This window comes from Gemmatimonadota bacterium (assembly GCA_039715185.1).
Taxonomy (GTDB): Bacteria; Gemmatimonadota; Gemmatimonadetes; order Longimicrobiales; family RSA9; genus DATHRK01.
The window spans coordinates 1-24530 of the sequence record JBDLIA010000010.1 but is presented as its reverse complement, the minus strand read 5'-3'; the positions used below and the strand labels follow the sequence as shown (position 1 = coordinate 24530).

The following is a 24530-nucleotide window of genomic DNA, read 5'->3' as shown; positions in this document are numbered from 1 at the left end:
CTAGGTCGCGGGCCAGTCCGGCTCGCGCTTGTCCAGGAACGCGGCGACGCCCTCTTTGCGGTCATCGCTCGAGAACGCGGTGAGAAACAGCTCGCGCTCGAACTCGAGCCCGGCGGTCAGAGGCGTTTCCAGGGACGCCCGGATCGCCTCCCGCGCCAAGCGCACCGCGACCGGGGAGCGGGCCGCGATCTCCGCCGCGAGCGCGCGGGTGGTGGTCTCCAGGTCGTCGTCGTCGCACACCTGGTCGACCAGACCCACGCGGAGCGCTTCCTCGGCGTCGATGACGGCGCCGCTGAGGATCAGCCGCATCGCCGTGCCGGCGCCCACCAGCCGCGGCAGCCTCTGCGTGCCGCCGCCGCCCGGGATGATGCCCAGCCGCACCTCCGGCTGGCCGAGCTTGGCGGAGCGGGCGGCCACGCGGATGTCGCAGGCCAGCGCCAGCTCGCAGCCGCCGCCCAGCGCGTATCCGTTGATCATGGCGATGGTGGGCACACCGCACCGGGCCACGACGTCGAAGAGCCGCGGCGCGTCCATGGCGGCCCGCTGCTCGAGCGGCGTGCGCCGCGCGAATTCCGCGATGTCGGCGCCCGCCACGAAGGCCTTCTCTCCCGCGCCGGTGAGGATCGCCACGCGGACGCCGGGCTCTTCGGCGACGCGCGAGAACGCGGCCTTGAGGTCGGCGCGCACCTGGGCGCTCAGCGCGTTGCGCTTGTCGGGGCGGTTGACCGTGATCGTCGCGACGGCGCCGTCGACGTCCACCAGCAGTGTCTCGTAGCTCACGCCTCGCTCCAGTCGTAGAACCCCTGTCCGGATTTCTTGCCCAGGCGCCCGTCAGCCACCATGCGCTCGAGGATGGCGGGCGGACGAAACGCCTCGGAGCCGAGTCTCTCGTGCAGGTAGCGGGCGATGTCCAGGCGCACGTCCAGCCCGACCAGGTCCGTCAGCCTGAGCGGCCCCATGGGGTGCCGGTACCCCAGCTCCATGGCCTTGTCGATGTCGGCCGCGCTGGCCACCCCCTGCTCGAGCATGCGCATCGCCTCCAGACCCAGCACTATGCCCAGCCGCGAGGACGCAAAGCCGGGCGCGTCGACCACCACGATGGGCTCCTTGCCCAGGGCGCGCGCCCACGTGGCCGCCGCGTCCACGACGGACTCGTCGGTGTCCGCCCCGCGCACCACCTCCACGAGCGCCATGATGTGCACGGGGTTGAAGAAGTGCAGCCCCACGACGCGGCCGGGTGCGCCGGTCCGCCTCTGCAGGTCGGTGACGCTGAGGCTGGACGTGTTGGTGGCGATGATCGCGGTCGGCGGAGCCGCGGCGGCGAGCCGTTCGAGCAGACCGCTCTTCAAGTCGAAGCGCTCCGGCACGGCCTCCACAACCACGTCCGCTGCGGCCGCCGCGGCGTCGGCGTCGGTGGAGCCGGACAGGTTCGCGAGCGCGGCGGTGCGCGCCGCCGCGTCCACCTTCCCGCGCGCGACGCCCTTGTCCAGGTTCGCGCGTATCCGCGCGAGGCCGTCGTCGACCAGCTCTTCGGAGACGTCCACCAGTGTGGTGTCGAAGCCGGCCAGCGCCGACACCTGGGCGATGCCGTGCCCCATGGTGCCGGCGCCCACGACCGCCACGCTCCGGATCACGGCTGGCCTTCCCGGTTGAAGCTCGGCGCACGCTTTTCCAGAAAGGCGGCCATGCCCTCGCGCGCGTCGGGCGACGCGAACGCCCTGGCCTGGGCGGCGCGCTCCACCTCCAGCGCTTCCTCGAGCGAACGCGCGAGGCTGGCGCGCAGGGAGGCGCGGGCGGACGCGATCACGTCCGCCGGCCGGGCGGCGATCTCCCCCGCGAGCGCGCGCGCAGCGGCCTCGAGGTCCTCGGCCGCGACCACCCTGTTCACGAGCCCCAGGCGCTCGGCGCGCTCCGCGCTCACCATCGCCCCCGTGTAGACCAGCTCCGCGGCGAGCGCCGGCCCCACCAGGCGCGGCAGGAAGTAGGTGCCGCCCCAGTCCGGGTGCAGCCCCACGCGCGCGAAGCCGAAGCCGATGGCGGCGCTCTCGGCGGCCAAGCGCATGTCGCACGCCAGCGCGAGGCACGCGCCCGCGCCGGCCGCGACGCCGTTCAGCGCCGCTATGACCGGGGTGCGCATGGCGTCCAGTCGCTCGATGACGCGCGCCCCCGCGCGCACGAGCCGGTCGAACCCGTCGCGGTCGTCGGCCTCGAGCAGGCGCGCCATGGTGTGGACGTCGCCGCCGGTGGAGAACGCGCGCCCGGTGCCCGTGATCACCACGCAGCGGACGCGGGCGTCGGCGTCCAGCCCGGCGAGCGCCTCCTCCAGGCGATCGCGCATGTCGTCCGCGAAAGCGTTCAGCCGCTCCGGGCGGGCGATGCGGATCCAGCCGACGTTGTCTTCGACGGTCGTGACGATCGCCGCGGACGGCGCGGGGGGCTCCCCGCTCAAGCGACGCCCTCCACGACGGTGGCGATGCCCTGGCCGACGCCGATGCACATGGTCGCCAGGCCGTGTCCGCCGCCTCGCCGGCGCAGCTCGTGAACCAGCGTGGTCAGGATCTTTGCGCCCGAGCACCCCAGCGGATGACCCAGCGCGATGGCTCCGCCGTTGGGGTTGACCCGCTCGGGGTCCAGCCCGAGGCCCTCGATGCAGGGCAGCGACTGCGCCGCGAACGCCTCGTTCAGCTCCACCGCCGCCAGGTCCGCCGCCGCCACCCCCGCGCGCTCCAGGGCCCCGCGGCCCGCGGGGATCGGCCCGATGCCCATGCAGTCCGGCTCCACACCTGCGACGGCACTGGAGATGATGTGGGCCAACGGCCTCATGCCATGGGATTTAGCAAATCCGTCAGAGACCACCAGGAGCGCCGCGGCGCCGTCGTTCAGGCCGGAGGAATTGCCGGCCGTCACGGTTCCGCCCGCGCGGAACACAGGGGGCAGTTGGGCCAGCCTCTCGAGGGTGACCTCGGGCCTGGGGTGCTCGTCGACGTCGACGATGACGGGCGCGCCTCTGCGCTGGGGCACGTGAACCGGGATCAACTCGGCGGCGAAAGAGCCCGCCGCCTGGGCCGCCGCGGCTCGTCGCTGGCTTTCCAGCGCGAACGCGTCCTGGGCTTCACGCGAGACGCCGTACTTTTCGGCCACGTTCTCGGCGGTCACGCCGAGGCCGACGGTCCAGCGCTCGGGCATCGCCGGGTTCACGAAGCGCCAGCCGAGCACGCTGTCCTCCACGGGCGGCGCCCCGCGCGGCCAGCCCCCCGCGGGCTTCATCATCACCCACGGGGCGCGGCTCATGGACTCCACGCCGCCCGCCACGAATGCGTCGCCCTCGCCGGCGCGGATGGCGTGGAAGGCGTCGTTGATCGCCTGTAGCCCAGATCCGCACAGCCGGTTGACGGTTCGCCCGGGCACGCCCACGGGCAGCCCCGCGAGTAGGCCCGCCATGCGCGCGACGTTGCGGTTGTCCTCGCCGGCCTGGTTGGTACAGCCGAGGATGACGTCGTCCACGGCCTCGGGGTCGACGCCCGTCCGCTCCACCAGGGCGCTCACCGCGCGCGCCGCCAGGTCGTCCGGGCGCACCGCCGCCAGCGCGCCGCCGTGCCGGCCCACCGGCGTGCGCACCGCGTCCACGATCCAGGCCTCTCTCACGACGCACCTCGCTCGCCGGCGCCCGCCTCGCGCGCTCCGCTCAATGGAGGTCCACCCACACGCTCTTGACGCGCGTGTAAAGGTCGAGCGCGTACTGCCCCAGCTCGCGGCCGTAGCCCGACTGCTTGAAGCCGCCAAACGGCGAGGCGGCGTCCAGCGGGTGGTAGGTGTTGACCCAGATGGTGCCCGCCTCGAGCGCCGCGGCGACGCGGTGCGCGCGCTTCACGTCGGTCGTCCACACCGCGCCCGCCAGGCCGTAGTCGGAGTCGTTGGCGAGCGCGATCGCCTCCTCGTCGTCCTCGAACGTCTGCACCGCCAGGACGGGCCCGAAGATCTCCTCGCGGGCGATCGCGTGGTCGGCGCGCACGCCGTCGAAGACTGTCGGTCGCATCCAGAAGCCGCCGCCGGCGGCCTCCTCGTCGAATCTGCCTCCACCGATCACCACGTTGGCGCCCTCGGCGCGGCCCCGCTCGACGTAGCCCTCCACGCGCTCGAGCTGCTCGGCGGATATGACGGGTCCGTAGCGGCGCTCGGGGTCGAAGGTGGGGCCCGGGACCAACCCGCCCACGCGCTCCCGCAGGAACTCCAGGAGCTGGTCCTTCGCCGACGCGTGGACTATCAGGCGGGAGCCCGCGGTGCAGCACTGTCCGGCGTTGTAGAAGATGCCGTTGAAGGCGCCGCGCGAGGCGGCCTTCAGGTCCGCGTCGGCGAAGACGATGTTGGGCGACTTGCCGCCCAACTCCAGCGACACCTGGGTGAGCGACTCGGCGGCCGAGCGCATGATGATCCGGCCCACCTCGGTAGATCCCGTGAAGGCGATCTTGTCCACGCCGGGGTGCGCGACGAGCGCGGCTCCCGTGCTTTCGCCCGGGCCGTTGACGACGTTCAGCGCGCCCGCCGGCAGTCCGGCCTCGGCGGCGATGGCGGCCAGCTCCAGCGCCGTGAGCGGCGTCTGCTCGGCCGGCTTTAGCACCACCGCGTTTCCGCACGCGAGCGCCGGGGCGACCTTCCACGTGGCGATCGACAGCGGGAAGTTCCAGGGCACGATCGCCGCCACCACTCCCACCGGCTCCAGGGTCGTGTAGTTCAGCGCCTTGCCGCGCACCGGGATGGTCTGGCCGCTCAGCTTGCCGGCCCAGCCGGCGAAGTAGCGAAACACGTCCACGACCAGGCGGATGTCGATGGCCGCCTCGCGCAGCGGCTTGCCGTTGTCCAGCGTCTCCAGCGCCGCCAGGTCGTCCGCGCGCGCCTCGATGGCGTCCGCGATGCGCCACAGCAGGGTGCCGCGGTCGAGCGCGTCCATGGCAGCCCACGGCCCCGCCAGCGCCTCGCGCGCGGCCGAGACCGCGGCGTCCACGTCCCCCGCCGACGCCGCGGCGATGCGGTCGACGTTGTCCCCCGTCGCGGGGTTCAGAACGTCGAACGAGGGCCCGGAGGCGTCGCCCCACTCACCCCCTATGTACTGCCCGCCGCCGGCCGAGCGGGGCGGGGCGGCAATCACGTCAGCCATGTGTTTCCTTGCGGTTCGTGGCGAAGCGGGCGCGGCCCGGACCCCTCGGGGACCCGGGCCGCGCGGCCTGCCCGTCGGGCATGGCGCCCAGGCTAGCGGCCCGAGAACTCGGGCTTGCGCTTCTCGCTGTAGGCGGCCAACCCCTCGCGGGCGTCGTCGCTCTGGAAGAGCAGTTGCTGCAATTCGCGCTCGATCGCCAATCCGGACTCGAACGGCACCTCGGCGCCGCTCTGCACGGCGCGCTTGATGTGGCCGACGGCCTTGGCGGCCATGTTGGGCGGCGCGAACCTGGCGGCGTACTCGAGCACCTTGCCCATGAACTCCTCGCCGGACTCGGCTTCCCAGATCTGGTTCACGAGCCCGTAGCTCTCGGCCTTCTCGAAGTCGAAGAGCTCGCCCGTGGCCATCACCTCGATCGCGCGCGACTTGCCGATGATGCGCGCCAGCCGCTGGGTTCCACCGGTGCCCGGCAGCACGCCCAGGTTCACCTCGGGCAGTCCCATCTTGCCCCCGTCCTTACGGGCGATCCGGAGGTCGGCTGCCATGGCGATTTCCAGGCCCCCGCCCACGGTGTGCCCGTTCAGAGCCGCGATCACCAGCTTGGGGGTGTGCTCGAGCCGGTTGAGCGTCTCGTTGGCGTGCAGGCAGAAGCAGTACTTGAAGCCCGAGGTGACCTCCTGCAGCATGCCGATGTTGGCGCCGGCGGAGAAGAACTTCTCGCCGGCTCCGGTCAACACCAACACCCACACGTCGTCGTCGAAGCGCGCCTTGACGATGGCCTCGTCCAGCTGGCGCATCATCTCGTGCGTGTACGTGTTTGCGGGCGGATCATCCAGGGTGATCAACGCCACGCCGTCGCGAACCTCGTAGCCGACGAGGATTTTCTGTTCCTGCGCCAAAGTGGCCTCCGCCATGAAGGGGTCTCCCTATTCTCTCCAGATCGATGGGTGGGGCACGCCGGCCGCGGTGGCGTCCTGCGCCTGCGCGACGTCGCCGGGGTACCCCGCGACGAACAGCCCGTATACGCGCGCCGCCAACTCGTCGGCCGGCGGGTCCCGATCGGGCCGATACCAGTTGTATATCCAGTTCATCATACCGAACAGCACGAACGTGGCAAGACGTGGATCTTCGTCCAGGTCGGGGCGCAGCGCGCGCACCAGGCCCGCCGTGCGCTCCACGTACCGGCGCTTGAGCCCGTTCACGCTCCGCCGGTACTCTCCGCCGAGCGCCTCGGCCTCGTGGGAGAGCACCTTCATCTCCTTCATGTTCCCCAGGAAGAAGCCCAGGTGATTGCCGATCAGGATGCGCAGCCGCCGGCCGGGATCGGCTTCGTCCGCGAGCCTCCCGTCCAGGCTCTCAAGGATCGACGTGAAGCACCGCTCCTGGATCCGAAAGAGCAGCTCCTCCTTGCTCTCCACGTAATAGTACAGCCCGGACAGGCTGACGCCGCTCGCGCGACTGATGTCGCGCATGCTCGCCCGGTGGTAGCCCTTGTCGGCGAATACCGCCGCGGCTGTCTCGAGGATGCGGGCGAGCTTGCCGTCGCCCGCTGCGGGGCTGTCGTCCATGCCCTGGGGATCGGTCCGTTGAACGAGCGTTCGAGTTTCGGGCAGAGCGTACCCTGGGCGGCCACGGCCGGTCCCGCGCGTTGTCGCCGACGGTCCGCGCGGATAACTTTCAAACAAGTGTTCCGACCTCCCCGAACCCGCAAAACGGTCGGTCCGCAATGTCGGTCCAACGCGTCATCCTGCTCACGGCCGGCGCCGCCCTGATGGCGGCGTGCGACAGTCCGGCCGAGCCATCCGAGCTGCTGGTGGCGGCCGAAACCCAGGCCGCGCTTGCGTTATCCGAGGCTCTCCCCACGCTGGACCGCATGGCGGTGCGGCGCGTGCCGCTCGCCGAGCGAGAGACCGGGGCCGAGGGGGAGGAGGTTCCCACCGAGGTCGCGCCTCGTGCGCACGCGCGGGCGACCGTTTGGAGCGGAACCGTCGAGGAACAGGAGACTCGCCTCGCGAGGGCGTCGGCGCTGTGGCTGGACGCCGACTCTATGCCGGAGGACCTGGCCCGATCCGCCCGGGAGCGCGCGTACGGCCTGGCCGCGCCGGTCCTCGCCGTGGACATGGATCCGGCGTTCCTGGAGGAAGCGTTCGCCGACCTTCAGGCGTGGATCGACATGGCCAGCCCGGCGGTGGATCTGGGGGCCGTGCCGGACCTGAAGCGGACCCTGCAGGAGGGCTCCGAGGGTCTCGAGCTGGCGCGCGGGGCGGCCGCGGCGGGAGACACCGTGATGGCCGTGCGCGCCACCCTGCGGTCCGCGGACGCGTTGCGGGAGACGACCCCACCTGTCGTCGCTGTGCGACTGATCCGCGAAACGGCTGCGCGACTCGCCGCCCAGACGGCGGACAGGATAGAGCTCAATCCGGATCCCAGGGATCGGCGGGCGGTGGCGCTGGCGCGCGCGCGGCGGCTCCTCGCCGGGGCGCGCGAGGCGATGGGGGAGGGAGACCCGGTGCTCGCCATCCGGCACGCCTACTACGCCGATCGGTTGCTCGATGGCATCGGACAATGACCGGGCGGGGCCGGGCGGGGTAGGGTTGAGGAGGGCGGTGAAGCGGGTCACCCCCTGGGTCGTAGATTGACAGAGCGCGGACGACGCGGCGGAGGCCGCGCGGCTCCGCGCGTCCGAGAACGGACTGGACCATGAATTCGCCTGCATATAGCCGGATCGCCCGCCGCGTGCTCGCGGCGCTCGCCCTCGTGGCGCTCGGCCCGCTGGCCCTCGCGGCGCAGCGGAGCGGGGAAGCCGTGTACCGCATCCCCATCAACGGCGTGATAGAGTTGGGGCTCGCGCCGTTCGTCGAGCGCAGCCTGGAGGAGGCCGCCGAACAGGGCGCCGTGGCGGCGGTGCTGGACATCGAGACGCCGGGCGGCCGCATCGACGCGGCTCAGCGGATCGCCAACGCCGTTTCTGACTCCGAGATCCCGGTGTACGCCTTCGTGAACCACCGCGCGTTCTCGGCCGGGGCGCTGATCTCGCTGGCCGCGGACAGGATCTACATGCGGCCCGGATCGGTGATCGGCGCCGCAACGCCCGTCGAAGGCACCGGACAGAAGGCCCCCGAGAAGATCGTCAGCGCCATGCGCAGCGAGATGCGCGCGCTGGCCGAGGCGCGCGGCCTGGACCCGGCGGTCGCCGAGGCGATGGTCGACGAGGACATCGGCATCGAAGGCGTGGTGGAGGAAGGGAAGCTGCTGACGCTGACCACCGAGGAGGCGGTCGACCTGGGGTTCGCCGAGCAGGTGGAGGACTACGACGCGCTGCTCGCCGACATCGGGGCCGCGCAGGCGCGCACCGTCCAGACCGAGGTCAACTGGGCGGAGGGCCTGGTGCGCTTCTTCACGCACCCGGTGGTCGCTCCGTTCCTGCTGTCGCTCGGCTTCCTGGGCCTGCTCGTTGAGATCAAGACGCCCACCTTCGGGCTGGCCGGCATGGCCGGCATCGGCTCGCTGGCGCTGTTCTTCGGGAGCCACTACCTGGTGGGGCTCGCGGGCATGGAGGAAGTGCTGCTCCTGGGAGGTGGGCTGATCCTGCTCGGAGTTGAGGCCTTCGTGGTGCCCGGCTTCGGCGTGTTCGGGGTCGCGGGGATCCTGGCGCTGCTCGCCTCCATCTACCTGAGCCTGGTGGGCCAGTTCTCCACCGCGGCCGATTACAGCGAGGCCGGGTTGGTGCTGTCCGCGGCCATGGTGCTGATGCTGGTCACCACCTGGGCGCTGATCCGGTCGCTGCCGAACAACCGCCGGCTGATACGCTCGGGCGTCATACTCGGCGGCGAGCTCTCGCGGGAAGCCGGCTACGTATCTGCCGAGGTGCGCTCAGACCTGGTCGGGGTCGAGGGCGTCGCGCTGACCGCGCTGCGGCCGTCCGGCTCGGCGAGGGTCAACGGCGAGCGCGTGGACGTGGTGGCGGAGAGCGGCTGGATAGAGGAAGGGACGGCCGTCCGGGTCGTGCGCGCCGAGGGCTACCGGACGCTGGTGGAGGCGGTGCGGGAACTGCCGACGCCCTGACGAGGATGCTTACAGAGGGCGTCGACTGACGACCGCCCCACGAACACCACTATCACACGGACGGGACCGGGCAAATGGATCCGATTTTCGTAGCGCCGGCGCTGTTTCTCCTCATCTTCGTGGGGGTGCTGGTCCTTGGTTGGGCCGTACCCGTGCGCCTCTGGATCGAGGCCATTTCCGCCAGGGCTCGAGTATCTCTGGGCAACCTGATCGGCATGAGGCTCCGGAAGGTGAGCCCGGCCGCCATCGTCCGGCCTCTGATCATGGCGACCAAGGCGCAGCTCCCGCTGGACGTCAACGAGCTCGAGTCGCACTACCTGGCAGGCGGACACGTGGACCGCGTCGTGCGGGCGCTCATCAGCGCCGACAAGGCCAACATCGAGATGCCGTTCCAGCAGGCCGCCGCGATCGATCTCGCCGGCCGCGACGTCCTCGAGGCGGTGCAGGTCAGCGTCAACCCCAAGGTCATTCAGACCCCGAAGGTAGCCGCGATGGCCCAGGACGGAATTCAGCTCATCGCACTCGCGCGCGTGACCGTCCGCGCCAACATCAACCGCCTCGTCGGCGGCGCGGGCGAGGAAACCATCCTCGCGCGCGTGGGCGAGGGCATCGTCAGCACGATCGGCTCCAGCGCCACCCACAAGGCGGTGCTCGAGAATCCGGACGGGATCTCCAAGACGGTGCTCGCCAAGGGCCTCGACGCCGGCACCGCCTACGAGATTCTGTCCATCGACATCGCCGACGTGGACGTGGGCAAGAACATCGGCGCGGAGCTCCAGACCGATCAGGCCGAAGCCGACAAGCGCATCGCGCAGGCCAAGGCCGAGGAGCGGCGCGCCATGGCGGTGGCGGAGGAGCAGGAGATGAAGGCGCGCGTGGTCGAGATGCGCGCGCGCGTGGTCGAGGCGGAGGCGCAGGTGCCGCTGGCGATGTCTGAGGCGTTCCGCGAGGGCAACCTCGGCGTCATGGACTACATGCGCTATCGCAACGTGGGCGCGGACACCGACATGCGGGAGGCCATCGCGGGCGGAGACAGCTCCGCGGAGCGGAACGAAGAGTTGTAGGGGTCGCGCATGTTCGACGATCCGTTCGTAGTCGTTATCCTCGTCTTGATCGCCTGGCAGTTTCTGAGCGGGCTGTTCGGCAAGAAGAAGGGGCCCACGGGCCAGCGCCTGCCTCCTGGCGAGCGCAAGCCGACCCCGGTCCGCCGGACGCAGCGGCCGACGCCTCCCAGGCAGACGCCCGCTGAGCGACCCGGGCAGGCGGCCCCGGCGGGCGGTAAGACCCCGTGGTGGGAGGCGACCGACCCCGTGGCGGCCGGGCCCACGGCCGAAGAGCGGCCGTGGTGGGAGGCTGAGGAGGAGTCCCCGCGGGCCGCGGACGCCGATCCGGGGCGTGACGAGCGGGAGGCCTCGCCTGCTGCGCCGGCCCCGGCGCAGCCGCAAACGCCCCAGGAGTTGTGGCAGATCCTGACCGGCCAGCGTCTGCCGGTTCCCGTGCCCAGGCGATCGCCGCCGCCGAGCCCGGCCCGGCAGGGGACTCGCATGCGGATTCCGGAGCCGACGCGTCCGCGCGAAGGATTCGGCCGGGAGCGGGAGGAGCCGGCCGGCGACGAGCTGGTGCTTTCGCTCGAAGGAGAGTCCCTCGAGACCATCGAGATGGACGCGGAGGCCAGGCACGCCGAGTTCCATCGCAAGATCGCCAAGAAGCCGCCCAAGAAGGTCACCGTGCAGGCGCTTACCCGCCTCGGTCTGGGCGACGTGGGCGACGTGCGGCGCGCCATCGTACTGTCTGAGATTCTCGGTCCACCCGCCTCCGAGCAGGGCTGGTAGGCTCGGACCGATCCGATTAGCTTGGTCGGCCCCCTTTTTGGCCCGGGTGGCGGAACTGGCAGACGCGGCGGACTCAAAATCCGCTGGGCTTCGGCTCTTGTGGGTTCGAGTCCCACCCCGGGCATAGTGTTACAGAGTAAGTAGATACGAGAACGGCGGCGAGTCCCAAAAGGACCGCCGCCGTCTCCATTTTGTGCCGTAATTGTGCCGTTTGAGTGTGATTCGACCTGTCGCAGTTAGGCCAGCAGGATGATCGCGACCCACAGCAGCACCAGTATGAACGTCACCACAACGTTCAATTCCGGGTCTGTCTCCGTGCTTCGGAGCGGAGCGGGTGTCGCGATCAGAGTTGATCGCTGGGCCATCCAAGAGACAGCAAAAACCACCAGGGGGATTCCGGGCGCTAGGCCAGCCGTGAACCAAGCGAAAGGAGCGTCTCGGATTCCCCTCAGTAGGAGACCCACCCAGAAAGCCCCTTCGGTGAGCGTGATGATTCCGGCAACGAACCACCACCTGACCGGCGGGAAGCGAAACCAGACCATGACGCCCGAGCACACCGCCGCCGTGGGCAGGGACACAGCGTACGCCTTCAGGGCCTGCTGGATGTTGGGAGGCCCGTAATCGAAGATCGTGTCCACGGCGTTGTGATGTCCGGGAAACGCGATCGCCAGTGCGACCCCGATAACAAAGGCAGTTATCATCCAAGTGATCCACGCCCAAAAGACGTAGCGCAGCAAGACGTAGGTTGGATCTTCCTTCATCGTTTGCGCTTGAGCCCCTCTACGAGCTGCTCCACTTGCCGTCGACGGTGAACGCGTCAACCGGTCCTCATCGGCACGACCTTCGCTCCATCGCCCTGGCCGGCGTGCATCGCGGCCAGCTTCGCCACGCCTTCCTCCATCGCCCCGGCGTCCACGATCGCGTAGCGCGTGTAGACCGACTCGGTCTTGTGGCCTGTCAGCTTCATCGCGACCGAGCGCGGCACGCCGGCGCGCTCCAAGTTGCGGACCGCGGTCCGGCGCAGATCGTGGAACAGCCAGCCCTCAAGGCCCGCCCGTTCGCACGCGCCGTTCCAGCCGCCGTACATGTCCCTGATCGGCTTCCCGCCCCGGTGGAACACCCAGGGGATCAACTCGCCCGTCTCCCGCTCCAGGGCGCGCGTCTGCGCCCGCTGCGCCTCGAGCAGCGCCTGGAGGGGGGGCAGGGCAGAAGAAGGGGAACTCGCGGCCTTCCTCGTTCTTCGTCGTACCCGGCGCGAGCCGGACCACGCCCGCCTCGAAGTCGACCGACGACCACTCCAGCGACAGGACCTCGGCCTTCCGCCAGCCCGTCAACGCAGCGAAGCGCACCGGGGCCCTGAGCGGCTCCGGCAACTCGGCGATCAGGCGCTCCAGCTCCTTCGGGTTGAAGAAGCCCTTGCGGGTGTTCCGCACCCGGATGCTCGGGAGCTCCGGGCGCGCACTCAGCACGCCCTCGAGGACCGCGAGCTTGAAAGCCCGCTTGAGCGCGGCAAGCTCCTTCTGGATCGAGGACGCCGAGGCGCCCTCCTCCTGGCGGTTCGCGATGTAGGCTTTCACGCGGTCCGGCGTGATCGTCAGCGCCTTGTCCTCGCCGAAGAAGCGGCCGAGGTGGCCCAGCGCGATCCGCAGCCGGTCCAGCGAGCGGTTCCCTTGGACCTTGTAGTCCGTCTCGACAATGGCGGCCAGGTCGTCGAACGTAACCCGCTTCTCGCTCGGGCCGACCAGCTTGCCCTTGCCGGCTTCGCCCATGCGGCGCTTGAGCAGGTCGGTCGCGTCCGACTTGCGCGTCGAGCCGGACGACTCGCGGTAGCGCTTTCCGTTGTGGCCGTAATCGATCCACCAGACGCCGCCGCGCTGGTAGATCCGGCCCGTGCCTGTCTTGGCCATGCTCAACTCCCTCCTGCGACTACTGTGGTCTGCGGCTTCGATTCCCGCCACCACCAATCGCAGACCTGCCGCCCGTTCCAGAGACCTCCGTCGAGGAGGGCATAGTTCGGGGTGCCCGTCCATATCTGACCCCAGTGCGCCCACAGGGCGACCGAGGCGGTGGCTGCGCGCACACGCCAGGACGTCCGGAAAAGGATGTCCTCGCCTTCGATCGCGACCCCTTCGGCGATCTTGTAGAGTTGGTCTATTGATACACGGGCACCATAACGAGGCTGGATCGGAGAGACGGTCGCTCGGGCGGTGACTCAGCGGCAGATGTCGGCCGCGGAGGCCAACGCGTGTACGCGCAGCATCGAGGCGTGGCTCAAGGTCTGGGCCGACGCGATGACCGCGGAAGTCGTCGAAGACCTGCGCCGCGAGGTCAAGCGGCTCAAGGATCAGATTGGCGCGAGGCCCTCCGTCCGTGTGGTCTAGTGAGTCTCCGCGTTCTCGACCGCTACGTCCGGGCTCTCCGCGACGACCTGGCGGCGCTGGAGGTCCCGCAGGACCTGGGCGACCGTTTCGGCGGCTACCGGGACCGGCCGGCCGACTTCGTCCGCGAGCAGCTTGGGGCGTCGCCGGAGACATACCAAGTCGAGATGCTCGAGGCGTGCGCGGAAAACTCGCGGGTCGCGCTCCGGTCCGGTCACGGTGTGGGGAAGACGGCAATCCTTGCCTGGGTACTGCTCTGGTGGCTCCTGACGCGGCCGTTCTCCCGGGCGCTGATGCTGGCGCCTTCTTTCGAGAGACAAGTCGGCGCGTACCTGTTGCCCGAGGTCAAGAAATGGGTGCGGAGGGCACCGGACCCGCTTCCGCTGACGGTGCGCGCCTTGAGCGTAGAGGTGACGGGCTACGGGCGGGAGTGGTTCGCGCTGGGCGTCCAGGCGTCAGACCCGGCGCTGGTCGAGGGGGCGCACGCCGAGAGCCTCTGCATCCTGGCCGACGAAGCCAAGGCGCTGTCGGCCGACGTGATCGCAGCGCTGCATGGAACACAGACGGACCGCGAGGGCGATCGCCTGTATGTGATGGCGTCCACGCCGGGCGGCCCCTCCGGTCCGTTTTACGATGCCTTCAGGAAGGGTTCCGGGATCTGGAGGACGTTTCACGTCTCGGCCGAGGACTCGGCGCTGGTTTCACCGGAGTGGGTGGCCGAGCGGGCCGAGGAATGGGGCAGGGCGTCGCCGCTCTACGAGGCGCGCGTGCTCGGCGAATTCCCCGACGAAGCCGAGGGTACGCTGATCCGCCTCGCCGACCTCGAGGCCGCAGTCGGTCGGCGCCTGGAGCAGGAGGACCCGAAGACGTTTCTGGGCGTCGACTGCGCTCGCTTCGGCGAGGACAAGAGCGCGCTGGCCGTTTGGTGCGGCCAGCAACTCTTGGGCGTCACGACCATCGGCAAGCTCGACACGATGGAGGTCGCCTCCTGGGTAGCCTCGGAGATCAACCGCAGGCAGCCGGCACAGGTCGGGATCGACGAAATCGGGTTGGGCTCTGGCGTGGTCGACCGGCTTCGCCAGCTCGGTCACCACGTGGCGAAGGGCATCAACGTCGGGCGACGGGCGGAGGACCGGCCCGACGTCCACGCGAACGTGCGGGCCGAAATCTTTTGGAAGCTGCGCGAAGGTCTAGAGCGTGGCGAGGTCAGCCTGCCCGACGACCCGCAGCTCATCGCCGAACTGAGCGCGATCAGGTACGGCTACACCCCATCGGGCCAGATCCGGCTCGAGGAGAAGGCGGAGACCAAGAAGCGAGTCGGCCATTCGCCGGACAGAGCGGACGCGGCTGCGCTCGGTTACTACTTCACGATCGGCGGCGTGGACCGGCGGCTGCGGTTCTTCCGGCACAGGGTGTGATCTGTGGCTGAGACGTTCGTAACGCTCGCAGCCGAGCTCGGGCTGGACCGGCAGCGCTTCGATGCGGGCATCCGCGCCGTCACGAGCTCCGTCTCCCGCCTTCAGCGCAATTTCCGCGAGCTGCGCGACGGCGCGCGCGATTTCGGTCGGCAGGCTGGCCGCGTGTTCACCGAGTTCGCCGGCGAGGTCGACCTGGTGGCGGACGCGGTTGGCCGCACCGGCCGCAAGCTAACCCTCGGCGTCACTGCGCCCATCACCGTCGCGGCCGCAGCGTCCGTGAAGGCCGCTGTCGACATGGACACGCTGCGCCGCTCGCTCGACGCCGTGGACACGTCGGCCGGCGGCACGGCCCGGCGACTTGCAGAACTGAAGGACATCGCCGAGCTGCCCGACCTCAGCTTCCGGGACGCCATCGAAGGCGACATTCGCCTCCAGGCAATCGGCTTTTCGGCTGCGGAATCGGCGCGTACGCTCCGCGCCTTCGGCAACGCGATCGCGACCACCGGCGGCGACTCGGGTGCGCTGGATAGGGTCGTCGCCCAGATCCGCGACATTACCATCGAAGGCAGAGTCCTCGGCAACGACCTTGGCGCCATCATCGACACCGCGCCCATCGTCGGCCGGGCGCTTCAGGCCGCATTCGGTACCGTCAGTCCGCAGGAAATCCAGGCCCTTGAACTGTCGACCGACGAGTTCTTCGACCGGCTCCTGACGGCGCTCGAAGACCTGCCGCAGGCCGTGCGCCGCGCAGAAACCAGCTTCGAGGACTTCACCGACGCGCTGTTCCGGGCGCGTGTGCGCGTCGGTGACAACCTGCTGCCGGGCGTCACCGCCGGCCTGGACCGTGTCACGGCGGCGCTCGACAGCGTAGACGACGCCAGCCCGGCGATGGTCAAACTCGGCATCGCCGGTGCGGGCGCTGCTGCTGGCGCGGGGCCGCTGTTCACGATCGCCGGGAAGGCCCTCGAAACTGGCGTGTTTCTCGGGCTCGCCAAGCAACTGACCAGCACCTCGAAGGCGTTCGGTGCGCTCGGGACGGCCGTCGCGGTCGGTGGGCCCCTGGCGCTCGGGCTTGCTGCGGTTGGGGTGCTCGGCCTGACTGTCGCCAGTGCCCTGAAGCGTGCCAGCACCGAAACGAACAAGTTCAACCTCGCGGTCGCCCGGTTCAAGGAGGCCGGCGACGACCTGGCCGGCGCCGACAAGGAGGCGCTGGAGGCGGGCCTCGCGAACCTCGAATCCAAGCTCCAGGTCGCCACGTTCACGGGCGTCGACTTCTCGGGCGGTGAGCAGCGGGTCGCCGACCTTGACGCGCTGCGGGCCCAGATAGCCGCGGTCAAGGCCGCGCTCGCGCTGCTCGACGAGCCCGCCGGAGGCGGTGGTGGTGGCGGCGTCCCGCTCCCGTTCAAGGCCGGCGACCTCGACCCGACCATCGAGAACATCACGCGCGTCGTCGAGCGGATGGGCGAGCTGCGCGGCGAGCTGTCCGGCCTTGAGTTCGAGGCGGCGTTCGCCACCGGCGATACGCTCACGAAGGCGCAGGAGGAAATCGCGCTCGTCCGCGCCGAGCTGGCCGCGCTGATAGCGACGTTCAACAGCTTCGGCGCGCTCGGCGATTTCGAGGCGCCGGCCATCAACCTCGCGACCGGCCCCACCGACAGCCAGCAGTTCCTGCGCCGTCAGCGCATAGCGTTCGCGCCAGCCGCGCAGGGCGGCGGCATACGCGACCGCAGCGGCCGCGAACCGGCACGCGAATCGTTCGGCGATTTCGACAAGCTGCTCGGCCTGGACAAGCTCACGACGCCGATCAAGCTGACCGCCAAGCAGGTCAAGGCGATGGGCGAGGAGGCTGCGGCGACGGCCGAGAGCGTCGGCGGCCCGTTCCAGCAGTTCATCGACCGGATCGCGAACTCCAGCGTCGGCGGCGGCGTGCTCGACACGTTGGGCGCCACGTTCAGCCCCGAGAACCTGGCGTCCGGGTTCGCGACGGCGCTGGCCTCGACGGCGTTGAACGCGATCACCGGCGCCATCGGTGGGCTGTTCGGCGGCGAAAGCCCAGAGGAGCGCGCCGAGCGCATGGCGCGCGAGCAGGCCGCCGACTCGCTCGCACGGCTGAAGCGCAACCTCGATGAGGTCTCGGGCGCACTGCGCGGGTTGTCCGGCGGCACGATCGATCAGATCGGCCAGGCGATCGAGGCTGGCCTCGAGGGGCCGTTCGATGCGCTTTTCGCCTTCGGGCGATTCGAGACCGCGCTCGACCGTTTCGGGATCTCGATGGGCGAGGTCGAGGCGCTGGCCGACTCGCTGGACATCGAGTTCCGCACGAGCGCCGAGTTCCTGCGCGAGCTGGACCGCGCGCTCGCCGAGATCGACCTGGCCGACTTCTTCCGCTCGCCTGATGGTCAGGGCCGCTTGCGTGACGCGCGCGCCCAGCTATTCGACCTGGAACCGCTGGAGATATTGGAGGCCGAGCTGGCCGGCTTCCTGGGCAACGTCGACCTCGACGACACGGGCCCGCTGACCGAGGCGATCCAGCAGGCGCTCGAGAAGTTCGGGATCGACAACCCGAGCGTCGAGGCCGCGATCGCCGGGCTCGACCTGTCGAGCGCGGCGGGGCTGGAGGGCTTCGAGGACGCGCTGCGCGAGCTGTTCGCGCAATTCGAGGCGGGCGCGCTGGACCTGGACCAGCTCGGCGACCTCAGTGCGGACGAGTTCCTGAACGCGATCCTCGAACTCGACCGGCTGGCCGAGTCGGCGGCCGACGCGAGCGAGGCCGTCAGCAAGGTCGGCGAGGAGCTGCTGAACCTGCCGAGTGGGTTCAAGGTCAGCCTCGCGCGGTTCCGCGCGACCGACGTTGGCGACGGCGCGGGCACGTTCCGGGACGCGGTCGCCTCCGGCGGCACGATCATCACCGAAGGCGACACCTTCATCGACCAGATCACGGTCATCCAGCAGCCAGGCGAGGACGGCGAGGAACTAGCCGACCGGGTGGTTGAGAAGCTGCGCCGACTGAAGACGCGCGGCGGCACGAAGTCGCTCACGCTGGGGGCCTGAAGCGTCGGCCCCTTATTGGGACGGCTCTGCGTCCTCGACGGGTATGCCGATCACGGCCGCCCCGATGTGCCCGACATAGACCTGTAGGTAACCGGCTTTGGCCACGGACCGACCCTGGGCGCGCACCCTGGCATTCCTAAGGCTCACGTAGCGCACACTAACGTAGGCTGCGTCCGCGTCCCCCTCTTCGGCCCGCTCCCTCCATTCGCGTCTCGCTCGCTCAGCGTCAGCCTTGGATGGTCCCGGGGACGGACGCCGCGAGGTCTGCTTGCTCCCCATGCGCGAATCGACCGAAAGACTTCCATCGCCCAGCGGCGACACCGCTCATTGGGACATAGGATGGCGCGCGGGGGAGCCCCACCCCGCCGGCCAGCGTTCACGCCTCGGCTATTCTATGCGAGGTTTCGATAACCCGGCGCGCCTTTCGAGAGAATACGCACACAGACTGACGAGCTGCTCCAGGTGGCCCGCTATCAGGTACGGCCGCCACCGCAGAGACCGCGCCTAGTCTTACAAAGGTGGCCCATGGTTCGGCGGCGGTGTTCGTGATGAAGGTCGTGCCTCCACGGAGCGCCCTCCTGACTTCTCGGGCGTGAACTGGGTTCAGCACATCAACTGTATGGCGTATCATCTCGCTGCGCTTCCGATTCCGCCTCCACGCCCGCCCCCCGCGGACGAGTCTGTGCCTTGCTGCCAGTGTTGCATCGACAACTAGAGAGCCGAGCGCCAACGAAACGACCGCCACCCCGCCCCAAGCTCCGACGTAGAGCGTTTCCGGGCTTAGCCCACTCAATTCGGCGGCAGCGTCTGAACGAACAAAAGCGCCCAGGATGCCGGCCCCTATCACGACCTTGCTCGAGACCTTCGGCCCCAACAGAATCCTAAGGGCGCTCGTCAGCTTTTCCACTCGCTTAACCATGGCTGCAAGTCCGGTATAACGACTTCGGCAGGAGAGGACTAGTATCGGCGGCCCGCGCTTTGTGTGCTACGTCACGGCAAGGGGAACCGGGGCGGAAGACCCCCCCGACTGTGCCGCGATTGTGCCGTAACCCAGAGAAACTGAGCGGTATGGGCGTCACATCGGCCGGGAAGAGAAGGGCCAGTTTGTCGCTCAACCGTGCGGAATAGTGTACATCCGTACCCACCGCGAAGTGCCCGGTGCTAGGACTCAAAATCCGCTGGGCTTCGGCTCTTGTGGGTTCGAGTCCCACCCCGGGCATACAGCAGAGCCCGCCGGCCTTTCGGCCGAAGTCCGGGACCTTCGCCCGTGACCGGACGCCGCATCGGCCAACCTCGGCCGCCCCATCCGCGTCCTAGCCGTAGAAAGGGCCGCCCGCGGGCCCACTCAACCCTGATCCGACCCACCGAGGCCACGCATGACTCGTCGATTTTCCGGATTCCTGGCCCTGCAAATCGTTTCGCTGGCTACGGCCGCGCTCGCGCTCGCGGGCTGTGCGGACGCCGCGGGAGACGGCTCCGTCGCCGAGGGCGCGGCGCTATCGGTCGATTACGAGAAATACGAGCTCGACAACGGCCTCGACGTGGTGCTCCACGTGGATCGGTCTGATCCGGTCGCGGCCGTGGCGATGACGTTCCACGTCGGATCGGCCCGTGAGGTGCCGGGCCGGACCGGCTTCGCCCACATGTTCGAGCACCTGTTCTTCCTGGATTCGGAGAACCTCGGTCCCGGTGGGCTCGACCGGCTCATGAACCGGGTGGGGAGCTCGGCGAACGGGTCGACCAGTCGCGATCGCACGAACTACTTCGAGGTGGTGCCGAGCGACGCGCTGGAGAAGGCGCTGTGGGCCGAGGCGGACAAGCTGGGGTTCTTCATCAACACCGTGAGCGAGTCCGTGGTGGACAAGGAGCGGCAGGTGGTGAAGAACGAGAAGCGCCAGCGCGTGGACAATCGGCCGTACGGCCACACCAACTTCGTCCTCGACGAGGCGCTCTACCCCGAAGGGCACCCGTATCGCTGGCAGGTGATCGGCTCGCTGGCGGATCTGGACGCCGCGATCCTCGAGGACGTGAAGGACTTCCACCGCCGCTGGTACGGTGCGAACAACGCCACGCTCGTCGTCGCCGGCGACATCGATGTCGAGCAGACCAAGGCGTGGGTGGAGAAGTACTTCGGCGAGATCGCCGCCGGTCCGCAGAATCCGCCCTTCGAAGCGCCGGACGTGGCGCTCGACGGGGAGAAGCGCCTCTTCCACGAGGACAACTTCGCCAACCTGCCGGAGCTGACCCTGGCCTGGCCTACGGTGGAGCAGTACCACCCGGACTCCTACGCGCTCGATGTGCTCGCCGAGCTGCTCACGGGCTCGCGCAAGTCGCCGCTCTACAAGGTGGTCGTAGAGGGCGAGGGGCTGGAGGGACAGGGCGTCGCGCCGGACGTGTCCGCGTTCTCCGGCAACTCGGAGCAGGCCGGCCGGTTCGCCATGCGGGTGCGGTCCTTCCAGGGGACCGACCTGGACGAAGTGCACGAGGCCGTGCGACGGGGATTCGCGCGCTTCGAGGCGCTGGGCGTCGACGCGGCCGACCTGCGGCGCGTCAAGGCGCGCTCGGAGACCGCGTTCTACAACGGCCTGTCCAGCACGCTGGGGAAGGCCTTCCAACTCGCGCAGTACAACATCTTCGCGGACTCGCCGGGCTACTTGACCGAAGACCTGGAGCGCACGCTGGCGGTCACCGCGGTGGACGTGCAGCGGGTCTACGAGACCTACCTGAAGGACCGGCCGTTCGTGGCGACGAGCTTCGTGCCTCGCGGCGGAGTCGACCTCGCGCTGGAGGGCTCCGATCGCGCCAGCGTGGTCGAGGAGCCGATCGTCCCCGGCGCGGGCGAGGTGGGCGCGGTCACCCGGGGCGAGGCGCGCACGCCCTCGTCGTTCGATCGCTCCGAGGAGCCTCCGTTCGGTCCCACGCCGAGCCTCACGGCCCCCGAGGTGTGGCGCACGACGCTCGCCAACGGGCTGCCCGTGCTCGGCATCGTCGACCGCGAGCTCCCGACCGTGCAATTCACGCTGCGCATCAAGGGCGGATTGCTGGCCGACGACCCGGAGCAGGTGGGCGCGGCCAACCTGCTGGCGGAAATCATGACGGAGGGCACCGCGCGCAGGACCTCGGAGGAACTCGAGCAGGCGATCGAGGAGCTGGGTGCGTCGATCACCGTAACCGCCGGCCGGCAGTCCTTCCGTCTGAGCGGAAGCACCCTGGCCCGCAACTTCGACGAAACCATCTCCCTCCTGGAGGAGATCCTGCTCGAGCCGCGCTGGGACGAGGACGAGCTGGAGCTGGCCCGCCGGCGCACGCTGAACCGCATCCGCCAGGCCGAGGCGCAGCCCACCGCCATCGCCGCCAACGCGTTCAACCGGCTCCTGTACGGCGATCACATCCTGGGCGAGAGCGCGCTGGGCAGCGCCGAGATCGTCGAGGCGCTGAGCATGGACGACCTGCGCGCCTACTACGCACGGGCCTTGTCTCCCTCGGTCGCGGCGCTGCACGTCGCCGGGGCGGTCGAGCAAGCGGCGGTAGCGCAGGCGTTCGCGGGGATCGGCGAGCGCTGGGCAGCCGTGGACGTCGCGCTGCCCGCCGAGCCCGCGCAGACGGCGGCACCCGGCGTGTACTTCGTCGATGTGCCGGGATCCAGCCAGTCGGTCGTCAACATCGGTTACCTCGGTCCTCCGGAGACCGACCCTGAATACTACGCGGCGACGGTGATGAACTTCCGCTTCGGCGGGGGTGGTTTCGCCTCCGACCTGACGCAGGTCCTGCGCGAGCAGCGCGGCTACACGTACGGCATCGGCTCGGGGTTCGGGGGCACCGATCTGCCCGGCCCCTTCGGCGTGTTCAGCTCCATCCGCTCGAACGCCACGCACGAGGCACTGGAGCTGGTTCGAGACATGATGGAATCCTACGGGCCGACGTTCGACGGCGAGGACCTGGAGGCCACGAAGAGCTTTCTGTTGCGCTCCAACGCGATGGCGTTCGAGACCCTCGGGGACAAGCTCGGCATTCTCGAGGACATGAGCCTGTACGGCTTCGAGGCCGACTACGTCCTGGACCGCGAGGACATCGTGCGGGAGATCGACGCGGCCCGGATCCGGGCGCTGGCCGACCGGTACGTGGACCCCGAGCGGATGATGTGGCTGGTCGTCGGGGACCGCGCCACGCAGATGGACCGGCTTGCCGGCTTGGATCTTGGGGCGCCGACGCTGCTGGACAGGGATGGCAGGCGAGCCGACGAGGAGGGTGCGGGGCCGTAGGGCCTCGGGACCTTAGCGTTTCGTGTCGCTGGACGGCCCACTCGGCTTTTTGACACCCTCGTCCAGACCGCCTCATCTTCACGATCACTCCGAGCCCGGGCGGACGCCACTCAGGGGGCCTGCCCGGCTCGATTCCCAAGAACTTCAGCGTGGTTGCCGTCGACGGCCCGCAAGCTCGCGCCTCGCGCGGGGTGCCGCCGATGCCGCTATCTGGAGTGGAGGCGCGACGGATGGCTCTTTCTGCGATCACCCCGCGGGCTCTCTCTCAACACCCCCGGCCGCGACTCGATGCGAAACTCGTCCTGACCGCGCTGCTGGGGACCCTCACCGCGTGCGCGGAGATCGCCCCCGAGCGGGTCATCGACGACGCCGCGCTGGCCGCCACCGAGCAGGGCGGCGACTGGCTCGCGTTCGGACGGGCCTTCGACGAACAGCGCTTCAGCCCGCTCACGCAGATCAGCGACGCCAACGTGGGCGACCTGGGAGTCGCGTGGTACGTGGACCTGCCGGAGGACCGTACGCTCTACGGCACGCCGCTGGTGGTGGACGGCGTGATGTACTTCGAGGGCAGCTACAACGTGCTGCGCGCGGTGGAAGCCGCTACCGGTAAGCTGCTGTGGGAGTACGACCCTGAGGTGATCGAGCACGCGGGCGACCGCCTGCGCGTCATGTGGGACGCCAGCCGCGGGGTCGCGTTCTACGAGGGGAAGGTCTACGTGGCGACGGTCGACGGCCGCCTGATCGCCGTCGACGCCGAGACCGGCGAGGTGATCTGGGCGACGCAGACCTTCGACCCGGAGCTGCCCCTCTTCGTCACCGGCGCCCCCAAGGCCTTCCGCGGGCTCGTTTTGATCGGCAACGGCGGCACCGAGATGGGTGCCATCCGCGGCTACCTGGACGCCTACGACGCCGACACGGGCGAGCGCGTCTGGCGCTGGTACACGGTGCCCGGCGATCCCGCCGACGGCTTCGAGAACGACGCCATGGCCATGGCCGCCGAGACCTGGACCGGCGAGTGGTGGAAGTTCGGCGGCGGCGGCACCGTCTGGCACGCGATCACCTACGACCCGGAGTTCGACCAGGTGATCTTCGGCACCGGCAACGGCGCCCCCTGGAACCAGCGCGTTCGCAGTCCGGGCGGCGGCGACAACCTGTTTCTCTGCGCGGTCGTTGCGCTGGACGCCACCACGGGCGAGTACCGCTGGCACTACCAGACCACCCCCGGCGAGACCTGGGACTACAACTCCAACATGGACATCGTCCTCGCCGATCTCACGATCGACGGTGAAGAGGTCAAGGCCGCGCTGCACGCGCCCAAGAACGGCTTCTTCTACGTGCTCGAGCGGGAGACCGGGCGGCTGATCTCGGCTGATCCGTTCTCGACGGTCACGTGGGCCACCGGGATCGACCCGGAGAGCGGGAGGCCGATCGAGGCCGAGGGAGTCCGCTACGAGGACGGCCCCGTCGGGATCCAGCCGAGCGCCCTGGGCGCCCACAGCTGGCACGCGATGTCCTACAACCCCGGCACCGGGCTGGTCTACATCCCCGCGATCGATCTCGTCGGCGGCTTCGGCGAGGAGACCATCGACGTGGACACCTGGGAGAGCCCCGACTGGAAGTTCGACGCGGCGGTGGATCCGCTGGTCGCCGACGTTCCGGCCGGGGCGGGCACCAGCACGCTCAAAGCCTGGGATCCGGTGGCGCAGCGGCTCGTCTGGGAGGCCCCGACGCCGGGCTTCTGGAACGCCGGGACGCTGACCACGGCGGGGAACCTGGTGTTCCAGGGTCAGCAGGACGGTCACCTGCTGGCGCGCCGGGCCGACGACGGGGAGGTCGTGTGGAGCCACGACCTGGGGCTGGGGATCTCGGCGCCGCCGATCACCTACGCGGTCGAAGGGCGCCAGTACGTGGCGCTGCTGATCGGCTGGGGCGGCTCGGGCGCCGCGATGCTCGGATCGCTGTCGGCCGAGCACGGCTGGGCCTACCGGGCGCAGCGGCGCAGGCTGGTCGCGTTCGCGCTGGACGGCGACGTGGAACTGCCGGCCCAACCCGCGCCCGGCATGCCGGAGCCGCTGGCGAGCGCCGACTTCGTTGTCGACACGGACCTGGCCGCCGGGGGAGAGGAGCTCTACTTCCGGACCTGCTGGCTATGCCACGGCCCCGCGGCGGTCTCGGGCGGCGTGGCGCCGGACCTCAGGGCGTCCGCCACGGTGTTGTCGGCCGAAACGTTTCGCGATGTTGTGCAACGCGGCGCCAGATTGAGCCGCGGCATGCCCCGCTTCTCCGGCTTGACGGAGCGCGAGGTCCAATCGCTACAGCACTACATCCGCGCTCAGGTGCCGCCGATCCCGGAGTACGTCGAGCCGTAG

Annotated in this window: 19 protein-coding genes and 1 tRNA gene; 10 read left to right on the top strand and 10 right to left on the bottom strand. The window is 69.8% G+C overall.

Annotated elements, in window-relative coordinates:
• The 7 genes from ABFS34_03455 to ABFS34_03425 all read right to left on the bottom strand — a co-directional run bounded on the left by ABFS34_03455 (position 1) and on the right by ABFS34_03425 (position 6723).
• Entirely contained in the window at positions 1–780 is a 780-nt protein-coding gene (locus ABFS34_03455) for an enoyl-CoA hydratase-related protein (protein ID MEN8374482.1), read from the bottom strand.
• Positions 777–1631 carry a 3-hydroxyacyl-CoA dehydrogenase family protein gene (locus ABFS34_03450; GenBank protein MEN8374481.1) on the bottom strand — a complete coding sequence of 285 codons (855 nt, stop codon included), beginning with the start codon at positions 1629–1631 and terminating at the stop codon, positions 777–779. The genes ABFS34_03455 and ABFS34_03450 overlap by 4 nt, the downstream gene beginning before the upstream one ends.
• On the bottom strand, positions 1631–2449 hold the full coding sequence (locus ABFS34_03445) for an enoyl-CoA hydratase-related protein (GenBank protein MEN8374480.1): 819 nt from the start codon (positions 2447–2449) through the stop codon (positions 1631–1633). The genes ABFS34_03450 and ABFS34_03445 overlap by 1 nt, the downstream gene beginning before the upstream one ends.
• Positions 2446–3645 carry an acetyl-CoA C-acyltransferase gene (locus ABFS34_03440; protein ID MEN8374479.1) on the bottom strand — a complete coding sequence of 400 codons (1200 nt, stop codon included), beginning with the start codon at positions 3643–3645 and terminating at the stop codon, positions 2446–2448. The genes ABFS34_03445 and ABFS34_03440 overlap by 4 nt, the downstream gene beginning before the upstream one ends.
• A gap of 40 nt (positions 3646–3685) precedes the next feature.
• Positions 3686–5155 carry an aldehyde dehydrogenase family protein gene (locus ABFS34_03435; GenBank protein MEN8374478.1) on the bottom strand — a complete coding sequence of 490 codons (1470 nt, stop codon included), beginning with the start codon at positions 5153–5155 and terminating at the stop codon, positions 3686–3688.
• 92 nt (positions 5156–5247) lie between these two features.
• A complete protein-coding gene (locus tag ABFS34_03430) occupies positions 5248–6069 on the bottom strand; it encodes an enoyl-CoA hydratase/isomerase family protein (GenBank protein MEN8374477.1) in 822 nt (273 codons plus the stop codon).
• A gap of 12 nt (positions 6070–6081) precedes the next feature.
• Entirely contained in the window at positions 6082–6723 is a 642-nt protein-coding gene (locus ABFS34_03425; GenBank protein ID MEN8374476.1) for a TetR/AcrR family transcriptional regulator, read from the bottom strand.
• Positions 6724–6881: 158 nt separating this feature from the next.
• Here ABFS34_03425 and ABFS34_03420 point away from each other — a divergent pair, with 158 nt between their 5' ends.
• From ABFS34_03420 to ABFS34_03400, 5 genes are all read left to right on the top strand, one after another.
• Positions 6882–7724 carry a hypothetical protein gene (locus ABFS34_03420; protein ID MEN8374475.1) on the top strand — a complete coding sequence of 281 codons (843 nt, stop codon included), beginning with the start codon at positions 6882–6884 and terminating at the stop codon, positions 7722–7724.
• 131 nt (positions 7725–7855) lie between these two features.
• On the top strand, positions 7856–9220 hold the full coding sequence (locus ABFS34_03415; protein ID MEN8374474.1) for an NfeD family protein: 1365 nt from the start codon (positions 7856–7858) through the stop codon (positions 9218–9220).
• 74 nt (positions 9221–9294) lie between these two features.
• Positions 9295–10284 carry a flotillin-like protein FloA gene (floA, locus tag ABFS34_03410; protein MEN8374473.1) on the top strand — a complete coding sequence of 330 codons (990 nt, stop codon included), beginning with the start codon at positions 9295–9297 and terminating at the stop codon, positions 10282–10284.
• Positions 10285–10293: 9 nt separating this feature from the next.
• Positions 10294–11052: a hypothetical protein gene (locus tag ABFS34_03405; protein ID MEN8374472.1), complete on the top strand. Its 759-nt coding sequence runs from the start codon at positions 10294–10296 to the stop codon at positions 11050–11052.
• Positions 11053–11092: 40 nt separating this feature from the next.
• Positions 11093–11176 (top strand) — tRNA-Leu (locus ABFS34_03400).
• Between the two features lie 112 nt (positions 11177–11288).
• On the opposite strand, the gene ABFS34_03395 is transcribed toward ABFS34_03400, so the two are convergent.
• From ABFS34_03395 to ABFS34_03385, 3 genes are all read right to left on the bottom strand, one after another.
• On the bottom strand, positions 11289–11753 hold the full coding sequence (locus ABFS34_03395; protein ID MEN8374471.1) for a hypothetical protein: 465 nt from the start codon (positions 11751–11753) through the stop codon (positions 11289–11291).
• 116 nt (positions 11754–11869) lie between these two features.
• The gene (locus ABFS34_03390) at positions 11870–12139 is read right to left on the bottom strand and encodes a tyrosine-type recombinase/integrase (GenBank protein ID MEN8374470.1); all 270 of its coding nucleotides are present in this window, start codon (positions 12137–12139) and stop codon (positions 11870–11872) included.
• On the bottom strand, positions 12096–12959 hold the full coding sequence (locus tag ABFS34_03385) for a site-specific integrase (protein ID MEN8374469.1): 864 nt from the start codon (positions 12957–12959) through the stop codon (positions 12096–12098). Before ABFS34_03385 ends, ABFS34_03390 begins: the two co-directional genes overlap by 44 nt.
• Before the next feature lie 315 nt (positions 12960–13274).
• On the opposite strand from ABFS34_03385, the gene ABFS34_03380 reads away from it, so the two are divergent.
• The 5 genes from ABFS34_03380 (at position 13275) to ABFS34_03360 (ending at position 24530) form a co-directional block, all read left to right on the top strand.
• A complete protein-coding gene (locus tag ABFS34_03380) occupies positions 13275–13433 on the top strand; it encodes a hypothetical protein (GenBank protein ID MEN8374468.1) in 159 nt (52 codons plus the stop codon).
• Positions 13433–14848, top strand: coding sequence for a hypothetical protein (locus ABFS34_03375; GenBank protein ID MEN8374467.1), 1416 nt, complete (start codon positions 13433–13435; stop codon positions 14846–14848). Before ABFS34_03380 ends, ABFS34_03375 begins: the two co-directional genes overlap by 1 nt.
• Positions 14849–15010: 162 nt before the next feature.
• Complete coding sequence (locus ABFS34_03370) at positions 15011–17899, top strand: tape measure protein (GenBank protein ID MEN8374466.1); 2889 nt, start codon at positions 15011–15013, stop codon at positions 17897–17899.
• A 1376-nt stretch (positions 17900–19275) separates the two neighbouring features.
• Entirely contained in the window at positions 19276–22161 is a 2886-nt protein-coding gene (locus ABFS34_03365) for a pitrilysin family protein (protein ID MEN8374465.1), read from the top strand.
• Between the two features lie 230 nt (positions 22162–22391).
• Positions 22392–24530 carry a PQQ-dependent dehydrogenase, methanol/ethanol family gene (locus ABFS34_03360; protein ID MEN8374464.1) on the top strand — a complete coding sequence of 713 codons (2139 nt, stop codon included), beginning with the start codon at positions 22392–22394 and terminating at the stop codon, positions 24528–24530.